Source organism: Patulibacter sp. SYSU D01012 (assembly GCF_017916475.1).
GTDB lineage: Bacteria > Actinomycetota > Thermoleophilia > Solirubrobacterales > Solirubrobacteraceae > Patulibacter.
Genome location: NZ_JAFMTB010000003.1, coordinates 250,348 through 266,521 on the forward strand (window position 1 = coordinate 250,348; position 16,174 = coordinate 266,521).

General features: G+C 77.2%; 11 protein-coding genes and 1 tRNA gene. 5 read left to right on the plus strand and 7 right to left on the minus strand.

The window, feature by feature from the left end:
* Nucleotides 1-17: 17 nt before the first annotated feature.
* Complete coding sequence (locus J3P29_RS17070; RefSeq protein WP_210495406.1) at nucleotides 18-1,730, minus strand: thiamine pyrophosphate-binding protein; 1,713 nt, start codon at nucleotides 1,728-1,730, stop codon at nucleotides 18-20.
* Nucleotides 1,727-3,292, minus strand: coding sequence for an aldo/keto reductase (locus J3P29_RS17075; RefSeq protein ID WP_210495407.1), 1,566 nt, complete (start codon nucleotides 3,290-3,292; stop codon nucleotides 1,727-1,729). Before J3P29_RS17075 ends, J3P29_RS17070 begins: the two co-directional genes overlap by 4 nt.
* 81 nt (nucleotides 3,293-3,373) lie before the next feature.
* Here J3P29_RS17075 and rfbH point away from each other — a divergent pair, with 81 nt between their 5' ends.
* Entirely contained in the window at nucleotides 3,374-4,744 is a 1,371-nt protein-coding gene (gene rfbH / locus J3P29_RS17080; protein ID WP_246852266.1) for a lipopolysaccharide biosynthesis protein RfbH, read from the plus strand.
* Nucleotides 4,745-4,788: 44 nt separating this feature from the next.
* Here the strand turns inward: rfbH and J3P29_RS17085 are convergent, their stop codons facing one another.
* The 4 genes from J3P29_RS17085 to J3P29_RS17100 all read right to left on the minus strand — a co-directional run bounded on the left by J3P29_RS17085 (nucleotide 4,789) and on the right by J3P29_RS17100 (nucleotide 8,259).
* On the minus strand, nucleotides 4,789-5,958 hold the full coding sequence (locus J3P29_RS17085) for a glycosyltransferase (protein WP_210495408.1): 1,170 nt from the start codon (nucleotides 5,956-5,958) through the stop codon (nucleotides 4,789-4,791).
* Nucleotides 5,959-6,063: 105 nt separating this feature from the next.
* Nucleotides 6,064-6,498: a PaaI family thioesterase gene (locus J3P29_RS17090; protein ID WP_210495409.1), complete on the minus strand. Its 435-nt coding sequence runs from the start codon at nucleotides 6,496-6,498 to the stop codon at nucleotides 6,064-6,066.
* A 140-nt stretch (nucleotides 6,499-6,638) separates the two neighbouring features.
* Entirely contained in the window at nucleotides 6,639-7,805 is a 1,167-nt protein-coding gene (locus J3P29_RS17095) for a Cmx/CmrA family chloramphenicol efflux MFS transporter (protein ID WP_210495410.1), read from the minus strand.
* Nucleotides 7,806-8,186: 381 nt separating this feature from the next.
* Nucleotides 8,187-8,259: transfer RNA gene (locus J3P29_RS17100), tRNA-Ala, on the minus strand.
* A 121-nt stretch (nucleotides 8,260-8,380) separates the two neighbouring features.
* Between J3P29_RS17100 and J3P29_RS20930 the strand changes: the two genes are divergently transcribed.
* The 3 genes from J3P29_RS20930 (at nucleotide 8,381) to J3P29_RS17115 (ending at nucleotide 12,637) form a co-directional block, all read left to right on the plus strand.
* The gene (locus tag J3P29_RS20930) at nucleotides 8,381-10,246 is read left to right on the plus strand and encodes a diguanylate cyclase (RefSeq protein WP_210495412.1); all 1,866 of its coding nucleotides are present in this window, start codon (nucleotides 8,381-8,383) and stop codon (nucleotides 10,244-10,246) included.
* A gap of 10 nt (nucleotides 10,247-10,256) precedes the next feature.
* Nucleotides 10,257-11,204 (plus strand): hypothetical protein, encoded by a 948-nt coding sequence (locus J3P29_RS17110; protein ID WP_210495413.1) that lies wholly within the window; start codon nucleotides 10,257-10,259, stop codon nucleotides 11,202-11,204.
* Nucleotides 11,205-11,290: 86 nt separating this feature from the next.
* Nucleotides 11,291-12,637, plus strand: a complete 1,347-nt coding sequence (locus J3P29_RS17115; RefSeq protein ID WP_210495414.1) for a patatin-like phospholipase family protein — start codon at nucleotides 11,291-11,293, stop codon at nucleotides 12,635-12,637.
* A 157-nt stretch (nucleotides 12,638-12,794) separates the two neighbouring features.
* Here the strand turns inward: J3P29_RS17115 and J3P29_RS17120 are convergent, their stop codons facing one another.
* The gene (locus tag J3P29_RS17120; protein ID WP_210495415.1) at nucleotides 12,795-13,775 is read right to left on the minus strand and encodes an LLM class flavin-dependent oxidoreductase; all 981 of its coding nucleotides are present in this window, start codon (nucleotides 13,773-13,775) and stop codon (nucleotides 12,795-12,797) included.
* Nucleotides 13,776-14,556: 781 nt separating this feature from the next.
* Here J3P29_RS17120 and J3P29_RS17125 point away from each other — a divergent pair.
* Complete coding sequence (locus tag J3P29_RS17125) at nucleotides 14,557-15,732, plus strand: hydroxymethylglutaryl-CoA reductase (protein ID WP_210495417.1); 1,176 nt, start codon at nucleotides 14,557-14,559, stop codon at nucleotides 15,730-15,732.
* The last annotated feature ends 442 nt before the right edge of the window (nucleotides 15,733-16,174 follow it).

The following is a 16,174-nucleotide window of genomic DNA, read 5'->3' on the forward strand; positions in this document are numbered from 1 at the left end:
CGGCCGCTCGGCCGGCGTCAGCGACCCCGCCGCAGCGGGATCGGCGCGGCGAGGGGCTCCATCTCGGTGATCGGGCGGCCGAACGCCAACTTCGGGTAGGCGTTGGCGTCCCCGTCGATGTGGACGCGCAGCAGGTGCGGGCGGGCGGGGTCCCGCCACGTCGCGGCGAGCGCGGCGTCGAGCTCGTCGGGCCGCGAGACGGTGGTGGCGGGGATGCCGAACGCGGCGGCGACGCGCGCGACGTCGGGGGCCGAGTAGCCCCAGCGCGTCGAGGGGTAGCGCCCGTCGAAGTACGTCTCCTGGAACTGGCGCACCATGCCGTGGCTGCCGTTGTCGAGGATCACCATCTTCAGCGGCAGGCCGTGGTGCGCGACGGTCTGGAGCTCCTGCAGGTTGAGCTGGAACCCGCCGTCGCCGGCGACCAGCACGACCGGGGCCGCGCAGGCGAGCGCCGCGCCGATCGCCGCGGGCAGCCCGAAGCCCATCGCGCCCATGCCCCCCGACGTCAGGAACCGCTGCCCCGCCCCCAGCCGCAGCGACTGCGCGGCCCACATCTGGTGCTGCCCGACGTCGGTGACGAACGCGGCGGCGTCGCCGCTCGCGCGCGAGAGCGCGTGCATCAGCGCGTTCGGGTTGATGCCGGGCACGCCGGCGAGCTCGGCGACGTCCGGCCACCGCTCCCGCAGCGCCGCGACCTCGTCGCGCCAGCCGCCGGCCGCCGCGGCGGCCGGCGCGCGCTCCACGGCCGCGCGGAGGAACGCGGCCAGGTCGGCGTCGACGGCGTGGCACCCGGTGACGCGTCGGTTGACCTCGGCGGGGTCGCAGTCGACGTGGTGGATCGTGCGGGCCGCGAACGCGGCGGTGTCGGCGCCCGTCTGCCGGATGTCCAGCCGGCTGCCGAGGACGAGCAGCACGTCGGCGGCGCCGAGCGCCATGTTCGCCCAGCGGTTGCCGTAGGTGCCGATCATCCCGACGCGCAGCGGATCGTCGAACGGCAGCGCGTCGACGCCCAGCAGGGAGTGGACGACGGGGACGCCGAGGGCGGCGACCAGCCGGCGCAGGTCGTCGGTCGCGCCCGCCGTGCGGACGCCGCCGCCGACGAGGATCAGCGGCCGCCGCGCGGCGCGCAGGTCGGCCAGCGCCCGGTCCAGCCCCTCGGGGTCGGGGAGCGGGGCGGCCGCGCGGACGGGGGCGTCGTCCGCGGGCGGCGGGACGTCGGCGCCCTGCAGGTCCATCGGCAGGTCGACGAGCACCGGGCCGGGCCGGCCGTCGCGGGCCAGCGCGAACGCCGCGGCCAGGCGCCCCGGCAGCTCGGCCGCGCTGCCCACGCGCCACGCGGCCTTCGTGACGGGCGTCGCCATCGCGACGACGTCGGTCTCCTGGAAGCTCCGCTGCCGCACGTCGCGCTCGCCGCCCAGCTCGGCGGTGGCGACCTGGCCGGTCACGAACACGGCGGGGACCGAGTCGAAGTGGCACGACGCGACGCCGGTCAGCAGGTTGGTGGCGCCGGGGCCGCTGGTGGCGAGCGCGACTCCGGGGACGCCCCGCATCCGCGCCGCGCCCTCCGCGGCGAACGCCGCCGCCTGCTCGTGGCGCACGCTCACCAGGCGCGGCGTCCCGCGGCGGTGGATCGCGTCGAGCAGCGGAGCGATCGTGCCGCCGGCGACCTCGAAGACGTGCTCGACGCCTTGGGCGTCCAGCAGCACCGCCAGGTGGTCGGCCGCGCTCACGCGGGGCTCCCGGCGAACGCAGCGAGCGCGGCGTCGAGCGCGGCGCGGTGCGCGGGCTCCAGGCGGACGCCGGCGGCCGACGACCAGCCGGCGACCTGCTCGGGGCGGCTGGCCCCGACCGCGGCGCCGGCGACGCCGGGCACGCCGAGCGTGCGGGCGACCGCGAGCTCGGCCACCGTGCACGGGATCTCGCGCGCGACGGCCTGCAGGGCGGCGAGCAGCCGGCCGCGCCCGTCGGGATCGGCGAAGAGCGGGCTGCGGCGCCGGCGGTCGCGGGGATGGGGCGGGGCGGCGTCGTCGGCGCCGGCGAGCAGGCCGGTCTCGAGGACGCCGTGGGCGAGGACGGGCACCCCGCGGGCGTGCGCGGCGGCCACCGCGGCCGCGTCGGTCCGCAGCGGCGACACGGCCGTCTGGAACGCGTCGACGGGGCGGAGCGCGTGGCACCGCGCGAGGGCGGCGGCGCCGCCGCCCGCCAGGCCGATCCGGGCCGCGACGCCGGCCGCGGCGAGCTCGGCGAGCGTCGTCCACGCGGCCTCGAGGGCGCCGTCGTCCGCGGGCGGCCGGTGGAGCAGCAGCAGGTCCAGCCGCTCCTGGCCGAGGCGCGCCCGCGACGCGTCGGCCTGCTCCCGCAGCGTCCGCGCGTCGCCGACCGCGACGGCCCGGTCGGCGCGCGCGTCCCACGCCAGGCCGCACTTCGTGGCGACGGCGGGGCGGTCGGCGGCGTCGCCGAGCACCGACCCCAGCGTCTCCTCGACGGCGCCCAGCCCGTAGATCCCGGCGGTGTCGAGCCAGCGGACGCCGCGTTCGCGGGCACGCTCGACCGTGGCCGCCAGGCGCGCCCGGCCGGCGGCCGACGCGTCGCCCCGCGCCGTCGGCGCCGTCCCCAGCCCGACGCCGCGGAACGGCGGCGCGGGGGTCAGCGGCAGGTCGAGCCACAGCTGCCACCGGTCCGGCGGGGCGTCGTCGCCGGGCGCGCACGGCCGGTACTCGCGGCGGTCGCCGGCGACGTGCAGGCGCATCGGCGTGCGCTCGCGGTCGACGAACCCGACGCTGCGCATCAGCCGGAGCGAGCGGACGTTGTCGGTGAAGACGGGGCTCCAGATGCGGGTGGGGCGCAGCGCCTCCTGCGCCCAGCGCAGCATCCCGGCCAGGCACGCGCGCATCGCCCCCGGGCCCATCCGCTCCGGCTCGCCGACCATCAGGTTGCTCAGCTGCAGCCCGCCGTCGCCGACGTCCGCCCGGTCGAAGCCCAGGTGGCCGACCACCTCGCCGTCGCCGTCGACGACGAGCAGCATCAGCCGTCCCGGACCGCCGACGACGACGTCGCGCAGCCACGCGCGGGTGCCGGCGCGGGTGACGGCGAACTGCGTCGGGTACGCCGCCATGTGGTCGGCGCGCCACCGCCCCAGACGGTCCAGCAGCGCGTCGTCCTCGACGTCGTCCGGCGTCACCGCGCGCAGCCGCAACCCCGCCGTGGCGACCAGCCACGGGTCGCCGGCGGGGCGCTGCAGCGCCGCGATCGCGCGCGTGATCTCCGCGGCGTGGCGGGCCCCCTCGCTCACCCGTCCAGGCTACCGGTGGACCCTGCCGACCGGCCCGTCGGACCGGCCGGAACGCCGGAGGCGCTGGGCTATAGTCGCCGGATGCCGGATCCCGCCGAGCTCCGGGCGCAGATCGCTGCGCTGGTCGGCCAGTACCACGCCGCGGCGTTCCCCTCGGAGCCGTTCGTGCCCGGCGAGACCCCGATCCGGTACGCGGGGCGCGTCTTCGACGAGCACGAGCTGCGTGCGCTGACGGACGCGACGCTCGACTTCTGGCTGACCACGGGCCGGTTCGCGGACGAGTTCGAGCGCCGGTTCGCCGCGTGGTCGGGCCTGCGGCACTGCAGCCTGGTGAACTCGGGATCGAGCGCCAACCTGGCCGCGCTGTCGGCCCTGACGAGCCACAAGCTCGGCTCCCGGCGCCTGGTGCCCGGCGACGAGGTCATCACGACCGCCACGTCGTTCCCCACGACCGTCAACCCGATCGTGCAGAACGGGCTGGTCCCCGTCTTCGTCGACGTGCAGGTCCCGACGTACAACCTCGACGTGGCGCAGCTCGAGGCGGCGCGGTCGGAGCGCACGCGCGCCGTGATGGTCGCGCACACGCTCGGCAACCCGTTCGACCTCGCGGCCGTCACCGCGTTCTGCGCGCGGCACGACCTGTTCCTGATCGAGGACTGCTGCGACGCAGTCGGCTCGCGCTACGACGGACGGCTGGTCGGCACCTTCGGCGACCTGGCGACCGTCTCGTTCTACCCCGCCCACCACATCACGATGGGCGAGGGCGGGGCGGTCCTGACGAACCAGGGCAAGCTCCGGCTGCTCGTCGAGTCGTTCCGGGACTGGGGGCGCGACTGCTGGTGCGCGCCGGGCGACGAGAACACGTGCGGCCGGCGGCACGACTGGCAGATCGGCGACCTGCCCGCCGGCTACGACCACAAGTACGTCTACTCGCACCTGGGCTACAACCTGAAGCTGACGGACATGCAGGCCGCGGTCGGCGTCGCGCAGCTCGACAAGCTCGACGCGTTCGGGGCGGCCCGGCGCGAGAACTACCGCGTGCTGCGGGAGGCGCTCGCGGACCTGCAGCACCTGTTCGTGCTGCCCGAGGCGACGGCGAACGCGGACCCGAGCTGGTTCGGCTTCCCGATCGCGCTGCGGCGGGACGCGCCGTTCGGCCGCCGCGAGCTCGTCGCGCACCTGGAGGAGCGCCGGATCGCCACGCGCATGCTGTTCGCGGGGAACATCACGCGGCAGCCCGCCTATCGCGACGTCGCCCACCGCGTCGTGGGCCCGCTGACGAACGCGGACGAGGTGGCCGAGCAGGTCTTCGTCCTCGGGGTGTACCCGGGGCTCGGGCCCGAGCAGCTGGCCTACATGGCCGACGTCCTGCACCAGGTCGCCGCGCGCGGCCTGGAGCCGGTCGGCCGCGGGGTGCGGCGCACCGAGACCGGCGCGGTCGTCTCGCACTGACGGCGGATCTGGCGGGCCCGGACCTTCGTCTCGCGGCGCGCCGCTCAGGGGCGGGCGGGCCGCAGCACGCCGGCGTAGACGTCCCGGGCGGCGCGGCCCGTGGCGCCCAGACCTAGCAGCGACGCGCGCTCCCGGGCGCCGGCCCGCAGCGCGCGCCGCCGGACCGGGTCGTCCCGCAGCGCGCGCAGGGCGGCGGCGAGCGCGCGCGGATCGGCCGGGGGCACGAGCAGCCCGTCGACCCCGTCTCGGACGATCTCGGGCAGCGCGCGGACGCGCGACGCGACGACGGGCGTGCCGGCCGCGAGCGCGTCGTACGCGACGCTGCTGATCGACGCGAGCCCCGCCGTCGACCGACGCTCCTCGTACGGCAGCGCGACGACGTCGCACGCGGCCAGGCACGCCGGCACGTCGGCGTCCGCGAGCGGGCCGGGAAGCGCGACGCGGTCCGCGATCTCCAGGCGGGCGGCGGCCGCGCCGACCGCGGCGCGCTGGCGCCGGTCCGCCGGCGAGCCGCCCCCGGCCGGCGGGCCGCCCCACAGCCGCAGCCGGATCGGGGCGTCGTCGTCGCGGGTCAGGGCGACCGCGGCGAGCAGCACGTCGATGCCCTTGCCGCCGTACCAGTAGCCGTGGAAGCCGACGGTCAGGCCCGTCCCGTCCGCCGCCGCGTCCCCGGACCCGGCGGCCGCGGTCGCCGGGTCGCAGGGGTAGGGGAGCGTCCCGGCGTCGACCCCGAGCGTGCGACGGAGCGCCGCGGCTCCCAGCGCGGACAGGGCGAGGAGGGCGTCCGCCCGCCGGGCCAGCCCCCGCTGCATCCGCCGCGCCGGCCCGCGGCCGGCGACGGCGACGAGCGCCCGGGTCGGCCGGCCGCCGCCGACCGCTGCGACGTGGAACGGCTGCCACGTGAGCCACGGCGGGTCGTGCACGGTCAGGACGAGCGGCACCCGGGTCCGTCGCGCCACCGCCCGCGCGGCGTAGAGCTCGCGCAGGCCGCTCCCGCCCAGCTCGGCGTGCACCACGTCGAAGCGGGGCGCGGCGCCGAGCGCGGCCGCGACGTAGCCCCGGACGTGGCGCACCGTGGTCGGGGCCGCCCCCGGCGCGTCGAGGGCCTCGATCCCCACGTCGGCCTGCGCCCCGACGGCCCGTCGGTAGCGCTCGGCGTACGCGGCGATGCCGCTGCGGTCCGTCGGCTGGGGGGCGAGGTGCAGGATCCGCACGCGCGGCCGACTCTAGTCGGACGGTCCCGGCGCCGCGACCGGCGGGGGGGGGGCGCCGGGGAGCCGGGCCTCGCCGGCGACGCGAGCGTCGGACGGCGCGGCGGCTCAGCGGCCGCCGGTCGCCACGATCGTGCCCTGCGCGGCGGCGCACGTGGCGGTCTCGCCGTCGGCGAGGACGGCGGTGATGTCGCAGCGGCAGACGGCCTGCCGGCGGCTGTGGTGCACGACGGCGGCGTCGGCGCGGAGCGTCGCTCCGGCGGGGGCCGGGCGCAGGTAGTCGAGCGTCAGCCCGCCGGTCAGGATGGCCGGGCCCAGGGCGGTGCCGCCGGCGAAGGTCAGGGCGTTGTCGGCCAGGTACGCCAGGATGCCGCCGTGCCCGAACCCGTTCTGCTGGAGGTGCTCCGGGCGCAGGTCCAGCTCCAGCGTCGCGCCGGTGCCGTCGAAGCGCGTCAGACGGGTCCCGAGCAGCACGCTGAACGGCTGGGCGGCCAGCACGGCCGCTGCGTCGTCGAGCGTCAGCCCCGCAGGTGCGTCGCTCATGCGGTGACGGCGGGGGTGGTCGGACGGGGGGCGGGGCGCACCGCGCGACGATACCGCCCGCGTCCCGCCGTTCGTCGCCGCGTCGACGGCGTCCGGCGCCGACGCGCCCGGGCGCCGCGCGCGCCGGCGCGTCGTGCGCCTCACCGCGCGGGGGACCGGGACGCGGCGGCCCGTCCGGCGGCCGCGGTCGCCAGCGCGAGCGCGACGAGCGCGGCGCTGACCCACGGCGCCGCGGTCGCGCCGAGGCCGGCGTCCATCGCGCGGCACCCGAGCCACGGCCCGATCGCGGCGCCGACGTTGAGGGCGGCCGTCCCCAGGCTGCCGCCGAGCGTCGGCGCGTCCTCGGCGGCGTAGAGGACCCGGGTGATCAGGGTGCTGCCGACGGCGAACGACAGGGCGCCCAGGGCGAACGTCAGCGCGATCGCGAGCGGGGCGATCGCGGCGAGCGCGGCGAGCGCCGCCCAGCCGAGCGCGAGCGCGACGCCGCCGCCCAGGAGCAGCGGCCGCGGGCGCGTGTCGGCCCACCGCCCGCTGGCCCGGACGCCGACGAACGCGCCGAGACCGAACAGCCCGAGCATCGCGGGCGCCCAGCGTGGGGCGACGCCGGCGACGCCGGTGAGCAGCGGCTCGAGGTAGGTGTACGAGCAGAACGTCGCGCCGTTGACGAGCGCGCCGAGCGCGAGCGCGACGAGCAGGCGCGGCCGTCGGAGCGCGCGCAGCTCGTGCCCGGCCCGCGTCGGTGGCGGCGGCGCCGCAGTGGCGTCGGCCGTCGGCACGGACCACAGCGTCGCGGCGATCGCCGGCAGCGAGACGAGCGCGACCGCCCAGAAGGCCGCCCGCCAGCCCCACAGCTCGCCGAGCAGCGCGCCCGCAGGGACGCCGACGACGCACGCGACCGTCACGCCGCCGAGCAGGACCGCGAGCGCGCGGCCCTTCGCGCCGGGGGCCACGAGGCCGGTCACGGTCGCGATCGCCACGGCCAGGAAGCCGGCGTTGGCGAGCGCCCCGAGCACCCGGGTGGCGACCAGCAGCGCGAAGCTCGTCGTCAGCGCCGCGACGACGTGCACCGCGACGAACAGGGCGAGGAAGGCGACGAGCGCGCGCCGGCGCGGCCACCGCCAGCTCAGCAGCGCCATGAGCGGTGCGCCCACGACCATCCCGACCGCGAAGGCCGAGGTCATGAGCCCGGCGCGCGCGATCGAGACGTCCAGGCTGTCGGCGATGGCCGACACGAGGCCGGCCAGCATGAACTCCGAGGTTCCCTGCGCGAAGACCGCCACCCCGAGCAGGTAGACGGCCGCAGGCATGCGGGTGCTCTGCACGTTGCAGCTCCACGTCGATGTCGATGGACAGGCAGTGGGAGCCGGCCACGCGCGTGGCGGCGAACCGACCATCAGGCGATCACGACGCGCAGGCCGGAGGGCCCGGAACGCTGCGCGCCGCGTTCAGGAGACGCCGAGGTCGGCGGACGTCAGCCACCGGGCGACCGGTGGCCGGCGTCTGGACGCTTCGGGGGAGAGCACTGCCGGCGACCATAGCCGACGGGTGGCGCCGGAGCGACCGGACCGCCCGCGATCGCCGACGGTCCGGTCGGCGGCGGGGAGCGCGCCGCGTCCGGGGCCGGACAGGGGCGGCTCGATCGCGCCCCAGAACGACGGAACCCCCGCGGTGGCGGGGGTTCCGAGAGGTGGAGCTAGGGGGACTCGAACCCCCGACCTCCTGGGTGCGATCCAGGCACTCTTCCAGCTGAGCTATAGCCCCAACGGACGACGGACGATAGCAAGAGGCGCGCGGGCGGTGAAGCGCGGCCCGCCCGGGCCCGGCGTCATGCGTCCACCCGACGTTGGCGTACGGTGTCACGGGGGTAGCCTCACCGCGACCCGTGAGCTTCCGCGCGCGCCTCAACCTGTTCTTCGTCCTGCTCGTCGTCGCGCCGCTCCTCGCGGTGGGCGTCGTGCTGCTGCGGACGATCGACGGGGCCGCCCAGGGGCGCACGGAGTCGGCGCTGGCGGCGCAGGGCCGGGTGGCCGCGAACGCCGCGGACGCGCTCCGGCAGGACGCGGAAGGGGCCGCGCGGCGGATCGTCGCCGACCGTCGTCTGGCGGCCGCGGTGCGCGCCGGAGACGTCGCCGCGGTGCGCGAGCGCGCCGCCCGTCTCGTCGCGCCCGCCACGGACGCGCGGCGGATCCGGCTGACGCTCGCCGGCGGCTCGACCGTCGTCGACGTCGGGGCCCGCGACGCCATCCTCCCGGGCCGCAACCAGCTCGTGGGCGCGGACGGCCAGGCGATCGCGACGCTGGAGACCTCGATCCTGGGGCCGCGCTCGTTCGTCAAGCGCGTCCGCGGTCTGACGGGACGCGCGGTGCAGGTGCGCGACGCCGCGACCGGCACGGTGGCCGCGGGGGATCCCGGGCCCGGCGAGGTCGTCGCCGACGGGCGCGTGCGTCGCGTGGACGACGGCCGCTGGACCGCCGTCGGGATGCGCCAGGCGGGCTTCGGCCGCGAGGCGCAGGACGTCGTGCTGTTCGCCGGCGCGGCGGAGTCGCGCGCGTCGACGGGGGAGCGGCTCGCGCTCGTCGGCACGCTCCTGCTCTTCCTCGTCCTCGCGGGCGGCGGCGCGATGATCATCTCGCGCTCCCTCCAGCGGCAGGTGGCGATCCTGCTCGAGGGCTCGCGCCGCCTGGGTCGCGGCGACTTCGGGCACGAGATCCCGGGCGCGGACGGCGACGACGAGTTCGGGCAGCTCGCCGCCGGCTTCAACGACATGAGCCGGCAGCTGCGCGGCCGCATGGAGGAGCTGCGCGCCGAGCGCACGCGCCTGCAGGGCGCCATCCGCCGGATCGGCGAGACGTTCGCCGCCAACCTGGATCGGGCGGGCCTGCTCGACCTCGTCACCCGGGCCGTCGCCGACGGCGTGCGCGGCGACGCGGCCCGCGCGCGGATCCTCGTGGACGAGCAGGAGGAGCAGGCGACGACGGGACAGGCCGACGAGTTCGACGCGGTGCTGCGCCAGGCCGAGGGCGCCGCGACGGAGGGCCGCGACGGCCGCGCGTCGGACGGTCGCCGCCACGCCCTCGCGGTGCGCATGCACGCGCGCGGGCTGCACGGCACGGTCGTCGTCGCCCGCCACGACGAGCCGTTCACCGCGGAGGACGCCGAGGTCGTCGGCTACCTCGCGGCGCAGGCGGCCGTCTCGCTGGAGAACGTCGGGCGCCACGAGCAGGCGGAGCGCGAGGCGCACACGGACGCCCTGACGGGGATCGCCAACCGGCGCCGGTTCGACGACCTGCTCGGGCGGACGATGGACCTGGCCCACAACCACGACGTCCCCGTGTCGCTGCTGATGGTCGACCTGGACCACTTCAAGCAGGTCAACGACCTGCACGGCCACGCGAGCGGCGACCTGGTCCTGCAGGCGACGGCGGAGGCGCTGCGCGACGGGACGCGCGGCGGCGACGTCCCGGCGCGCTTCGGCGGCGAGGAGTTCGCGGTGCTCCTCCCGGCCACCGCGCCGGACGTGGCGCACGACATCGCGGAGCGGCTCCGCGCGGCGATCGCGGGCCTCAGCGTGACCACCGCGGAGGGCCAGGAGCTGCACGTCACGGCGTCGATCGGGGCCGCGACGCTGCGCGGCGACGGTCTCGACGCGGCCGGCCTGGTGGCCGCCGCCGACGGCGCGCTGTACCGCGCCAAGCGCACCGGACGCAATAGAACGGTCAGCGCTGACGTCGCGCCCGCCCAGGGGTAGGATCAGGTCGATGGGCGTGCTGGACGACGCGATTCGGGACCACCTCGAGCTCAAACGGCGCCACGGGTCCGATCCCGTGGAGATCGCGCGGCTCGAGCGCGAGGCGCTGGGCCCCGTGACGGCCGCCGAGCTGGAGGCCGAGCCCGAGTGGCGGGACGAGCCCGAGGACGCCTCCGCGCCGCCGGCGGCGTTCGACCAGCAGGCCGCCTTCGACCAGCAGGCGGAGGCGCCCGAGCCGCCGCCGACCGAGGCGTACTCCGTCGTGGACGTGCCGCCGCCCCCCGCGCCGGCGCCCGCGGCCGCGGTCCCGCCGCCGCCCCCGCCGGTCGCGGCCCCCGCGCCCGAGGAGCTGCTGGATCGCGGGGACGTCGAGGCGCCCGTCGCCGACGACGCGCCCGCCGACCTCGAGCCCGAGGACGAGTTCGACTTCACCGACGGCGCCGCCGCGCCCCCGGCGCCGGCCGCCGCCGTCCCGCCGCCCCCGCCCGCCGCGCCGCCCGCGCCGCCCGCCGCGGCGGCGCCGCCCGTGCCGCCGAGCGCGGCGCCCGAGACGTCCGAGGAGCCGCCGGCGTCCGCCGCCGACGCGGCCCCCGCCCCGCCGGCGCCGTCGGCCCAGCCGCCCGCGGGCCTGACGCCGCCGCCCCCGCCGCCCCCGTTCTCCGCGCCGCCCGCCACGGGCGCCACGCCCCCGCCGCCGCCTGGCGGCGCCGTGCCGCCGCCCCCGCCGCCCGCTCCGGAGCGCGCCCCCGCGCCCCCGGTGCCGCCGGCCCCCGCGCCGGGCGCCCCCGACGCGCCGCCGGCGCCCCCGGCGCTGCAGCGCCGGCGCGTGGACGGCGAGGCGACGCAGGGCGAGGTCACGAACGACCCGCTGTCGCAGACCCCGGACTTCCTCGAGGAGACCCCGGAGCACGACCGCCTGTGGTTCGAGCAGCGCCCCCCGCGGGACTTCGACTTCTAGCCCCATCGACGCCCGGCCCCGGCCGGGCGTCGTCGTTCCGTCCCCCGGTCCGCCGCCCCTACCCGCGGTAGCGTCATACTTCGGCGATGGCGTCCCACGACGGATCCGCCCGGGATGCGCCCGCAGGCCGCGTCGCGATCGTGCTGCCGGGCGGCGGCGCCCGCGGGGCCTACGAGGTCGGCGCCCTGTCCGTCCTGCTGCCCGAGCTCGAGCGGCGCGGCGAGAAGCCGACGATCTTCTGCGGCACGTCCGTCGGCGCGATCAACGCCGCCTACCTGGGATCGGTGGCGCACGAGCCGGCCGCCGAGCAGGTGCACCGCGGCCTGGAGCACTGGCGGGCGCTGACGAAGGGCGACATCATCCGCAGCGTCGTCGGGCCGGGCCTGCCGCGGACGGTCCTGCGCTTCGCCGGCGACGTCCTCGAGGTGCCCGGCGTGCGGCTGGCCGGCCTGCTCGATCCGACGCCGCTGCGGCGGACGCTCGACCGGATCGTCGACTGGGAGGGCCTGGAGCGCAACGGCCGCGACGGCGCGTACGACGCCGTCTGCCTGATCGCCACGTCGCTCTCGCGCAGCGGGCCGGTCGCCTTCGTGCAGGGCTCCGCGCCGATGCCGTCGGCGCGGCCGGGCGGCGACGTCCGGTACGTGCGGGTGGACGCGCTGCAGGCGCAGCACGTGCGGGCGTCGGCCGCGATCCCGCTGCTCTTCGCGCCGGTGCGGGTCGACCATCCCGAGACCGAGGCGGACTTCTACGTCGACGGCGCCACCCGGCTGAACACGCCCGTCGCGCCCGCGCTCGCCCTGGGGGCCGAGCGGGTCATCGTCATCGGCTTCGAGCCGCTGGGCCAGCGCGCGCCGCGCGAGTTCGACGGCCGGCCCCTCGTGCCGCGCATCGGCGACGTCATCTCGAACATCGTCGACGGCCTGCTCGTCGACCAGGTCAACGACGACCTGCACCAGATGGTGACCCTGAACGAGATGATCGACGCGCGCGGCCGCGACGCGAAGGCCGCGCGGAAGGTCCGCTCCAAGCGCGGCAAGCCGGCGTACCGCAAGATCGAGTACGCCCTGGTCTCCCCGCGCTACCGCGGCGAGCTGGGCGACATCGCCGACGACGTCTACGACCGCCGCTACGCCGGCTGGCGCGGCCTGCTGCACCCCGACGTGCCGCTCTTCTCCCGCCTGCTCGGCGGCGGCCGCACGCGGGCGCGCGGCGAGCTGCTGTCGTTCCTCCTCTTCGACGAGCTGTACTTCGACCTGCTGATCGAGGCCGGCAAGCGCGACGCCCACGCCTGGCTCGACCGCCACCCCGACTTCTGGTGCTCGGAGGCGGGCCACGACTTCGACTTCGACACGGAGCGGGTGGTGCCGCCGGGGGCGGCGGAGCGGATGGCGGGCGAGGCGGTCGCGGCGGGGGACGGCGGGCGCGGGTAGCGGCCGGGTCGTGCGCCGGATCGCCGCGGCCGGGGTGGGATGATCCGGGACGGGACCGCGCCGGCGGGGCCGGCCGGATCGCGTGTCGGATCACGCACGCAGAGCCGCCCCGATCCGACACGCGACCGCCGCGGTGCCGGCCCCCGAGTGCGCCCCGCTACCGGCGCAGCGCCGGCAGGACCGTGTCGCCGTAGACGCGGATCGTGCCGAGCGGGTCCGTCGACCCGATGAGCTGCAGGCAGACGACGTCGGCGCCGAGGCCCTCGATCTCCTTGATCCGGGCGACGTGCTCGTCCGTGTCGGCCGAGACGATGAAGCCCTCCTCGGCGAACTCGCGGTCGCTCATCTGGGCGTCGGCGCGCTGCTGCATGTCGGCCTGGCCCGAGATGTCGTCGGTGTAGAGCTCGGGCAGCTGCGTCGGCTTCCACTTGCGGGCGCCGCGCAGCACCTCGTCCTGCGTCTCCGCCCAGGCGATGCCGCTCTGCATGACGATCGTTCCCGGCTCCTTGCCCAGGTCGGAGCACGCGGCGCGGTACGCCTCGACGATCTCGGGCGCCTGCTCGGGGTCGCCCAGGGTCCACAGGCCGTCGCCGTGCTGCGCCGCGATGCCCGCCGCCTTCGGGCCGAACGCCGAGACGATCATCCGCGGGCGGTTCTCGGGCAGCGTCCAGAGCTTCGCCTCCTTCAGCGCGAACCAGCCGGCGTCCATCGTCACCGTCTCGCCGTCCCACAGGCGGTTGATCGCTTCGAGCCCGGCCTCGAACCGCTCCTGCTGGTCGTGCAGCGACGGCCAGTCCAGGCCGAGCGGCGACTCGTTCACGGACTCGCCCGATCCGACGCCGAGCGTCACGCGGCCGGGGTACAGGCTCTCCAGCGCCGCGAACGCCTGCGCGACGACGCCCGGGTGGTAGTGGTGGACGACCGGCGTGACGCCCGTCGCGAGCGGCAGCGTCGTGTGCGCGCCGATGGCGGAGAGGGTGACCCACGCCTGCGACCCCTGGCCGCCGGGGAACCACGGCGCGAAGTGGTCCGACAGGCCGAGCGCGTCGAAGCCCGCGGCCTCGGCGGCCTTCGCGTGCTCGACGAGCTGCGGGGGCGTGAACTCCTCGGTGGAGCCGGCGAACCAGTACTGCGTCATGCGGGTGCCTTCCTCGGGACGGATCGCGGATCGGCTACCCGAGGCCTGGGTCGGGGAAACGATCGGGGCCGGAGCGGTGCGACCGCGGGTGATTCGGGACGTCCCCGGCCAGGCGGGGAGCTTTCGAGGTGAGGCCGGAAGCTCGCGAGGTGAGGCGGGGAGCGTGCGAGGTCAGGCCGGAAGCTTGCGAGGTGAGGCGGGGAGCTTGCGAGGTGAGGGGGGATGCCGGCTCCGGAGCGGGGGCGAGACCGGGTGAGGCGGGAAACCGGGGAGCCGAGGCGGAACGCGCTGCCGAGGCGGAATCACGTGGCGTACGCGCACCATTCCGCCTCAGCAGCGGAATCCGCCTCGCGTACGACGGAATCCGTCCCACTCCGCAGGAGGTCGGCTTCACCCCGGTCGGATGCGCACCCACGCGCCAACGACGCTGCGCCCTCGCGAACGGATGCAACGCCCACCCGCCAACGATGCCGCGCCCTCGCGAACGGATGCAACACCGACCCGCCAACGACGCTGCGCCCTCGCGAACGGATGCAACACCCACCCGCGAACGATGCCGCCCGCCACCTCCCGCGAACGACGCCGCCGCACGGCCCCCGGCGGCCGTCCGTCCCGTGCGTTTCGCGCGCCGCGCAGAGAGACCCGTCCCACGTGCGACATGTCACACGTCATGCTGTGCGTGCATCGTCCGCCGCCTCGCCGCGGCGGTGACCCCGCGCGGTCGCCGCCGCCGGCCGCGCGCCCCGGTGCCCCGACCCCGCCACCCGTCGACAGGAGCCCCATGACCACCGAGCGCGTCCCCGTCCCCCGCGACCGCGAGAACGACTACGCCCCCGCGGCGATCGAGCGGCGTTTGGCGTTCCTGCGCGAGCGCACCGGCGCCGGGCTCGAGCACGTCGCGTCCGGGTCGATCGACCCCGCGGTGCTGCCGGGCAACGTCGAGTCGCCGATCGGCGTGGCGCAGGTGCCGATCGGCCTGGCCGGGCCGCTCCGGGTCAACGGCGAGCACGCGCAGGGCGACTTCTACGTGCCGATGGCGACGACGGAGGGGACGCTCGTCGCCAGCTACTCGCGCGGCATGCGGATCCTGCACGAGGCCGGCGGCGTGACGACGACGGTGACCGACGACCGGATGCAGCGCGCGCCGTCCTTCGTCTTCGACGACGCGCGTGGCGCCCGCGAGCTGGGCGTCTGGATCCGCGAGCACGAGGACGAGATCCGCCAGGTCGCCGAGGCGACGACCCGCAGCGGCAAGCTCATCGAGATCGAGCAGTACCAGGCGGGGCCGATCCTCTTCTGCCGCTTCGACTACACGACGGGCGACGCCGCAGGCCAGAACCTGACGGGCAAGGCGACCGAGGCGGCGTGCCGGTGGATCCTGGAGCAGCGGCCCGAGATCCGCGACCACTTCCTCGAGTCGAACTTCGCGACGGACAAGAAGGCGTCGCAGATCAACGTCCTGCGCACCCGCGGCAAGCGCGTCGTGGCCGAGGCGACGATCCCGCGCGACCTGCTGGAGCGGATCACCCGCGCGCGGACCGAGCGGATGTACCGCGCGCGCCAGATCGCGACGTTCGCCGGCCTGATGTCGGGCGCGAACAACAACGGCTCGCACTCCGCCAACGGCATCACGGCGATGTTCATCGCGTGCGGCCAGGACGTCGCGAACGTCGCCGAGTCGTCGACCGCGATGGTCTACGCCGAGCTGCGCGAGGACGGCGACTACTACTTCTCGATCACCATCCCCTCGCTGATCGTCGCGACCTACGGCGGCGGGACCGGCCTGCCGACGCAGCAGGAGTGCCTGGAGCTGCTCGGCTGCGCGGGGGCCGGCAAGGTGCACAAGTTCGCCGAGATCGTGGCGGCCACCGTGCTCTGCGGCGAGATCTCGCTCGGCTCGGCGCTCTCGGCGGGCGAGTGGGTGTCGGCGCACGACCAGCTGGGGCGCAACCGGTAGGGGGGGGGGTATCCGGCCGTTGGGACGGGGCCGGCGTGCGGGTGCCGGTTCGGGGCCGGACGGTGGGCCTGGCCCGCAACGCGACGCCGGCCGCTGGGCGGGGCGGGTGCGTTCCGGCTGAGGGTCGGATAGCGGGCCTGAACCGGAACGCGATGACGACCGCTGCGCCCGGGCGGCGCGCTCCGGCTGGGGGCCGAATAGCGGACCCGGCCCGGAACACGATCCCGGCCGCCGGGCCAGGGCCGGCGTGTTCCGGCCCAGGGCCGGATAGCGGACCTCACCCGGAACACGATCCCGGCCGGCCCGCCCGCCGTCCGCGCCCGCGCGCCGGCCCGCTCGCCGCGCCCGCGCGCCGGCCCGCCCGCCACGCCCGCCCGCCACGCCCGCCCGCCGCCCGCGCCCGCGCGCCGGCCCGCTTGCCGCGCCCGCGCGCCGGCCCGCC

Excerpts from the sequence above, each read along its gene's own strand:
- J3P29_RS17090 (WP_210495409.1), bottom strand. The coding sequence starts at position 6,498 with ATGAGCGACGCACCTGCGGGGCTGACGCTCGACGACGCAGCGGCCGTG.
- J3P29_RS17125 (WP_210495417.1), top strand. The coding sequence starts at position 14,557 with ATGACCACCGAGCGCGTCCCCGTCCCCCGCGACCGCGAGAACGACTAC.
- J3P29_RS17120 (WP_210495415.1), bottom strand. The coding sequence starts at position 13,775 with ATGACGCAGTACTGGTTCGCCGGCTCCACCGAGGAGTTCACGCCCCCG.
- J3P29_RS17095 (WP_210495410.1), bottom strand. The coding sequence starts at position 7,805 with ATGCCTGCGGCCGTCTACCTGCTCGGGGTGGCGGTCTTCGCGCAGGGA.
- J3P29_RS17110 (WP_210495413.1), top strand. The coding sequence starts at position 10,257 with ATGGGCGTGCTGGACGACGCGATTCGGGACCACCTCGAGCTCAAACGG.
- J3P29_RS17115 (WP_210495414.1), top strand. The coding sequence starts at position 11,291 with ATGGCGTCCCACGACGGATCCGCCCGGGATGCGCCCGCAGGCCGCGTC.
- rfbH (WP_246852266.1), top strand. The coding sequence starts at position 3,374 with ATGCCGGATCCCGCCGAGCTCCGGGCGCAGATCGCTGCGCTGGTCGGC.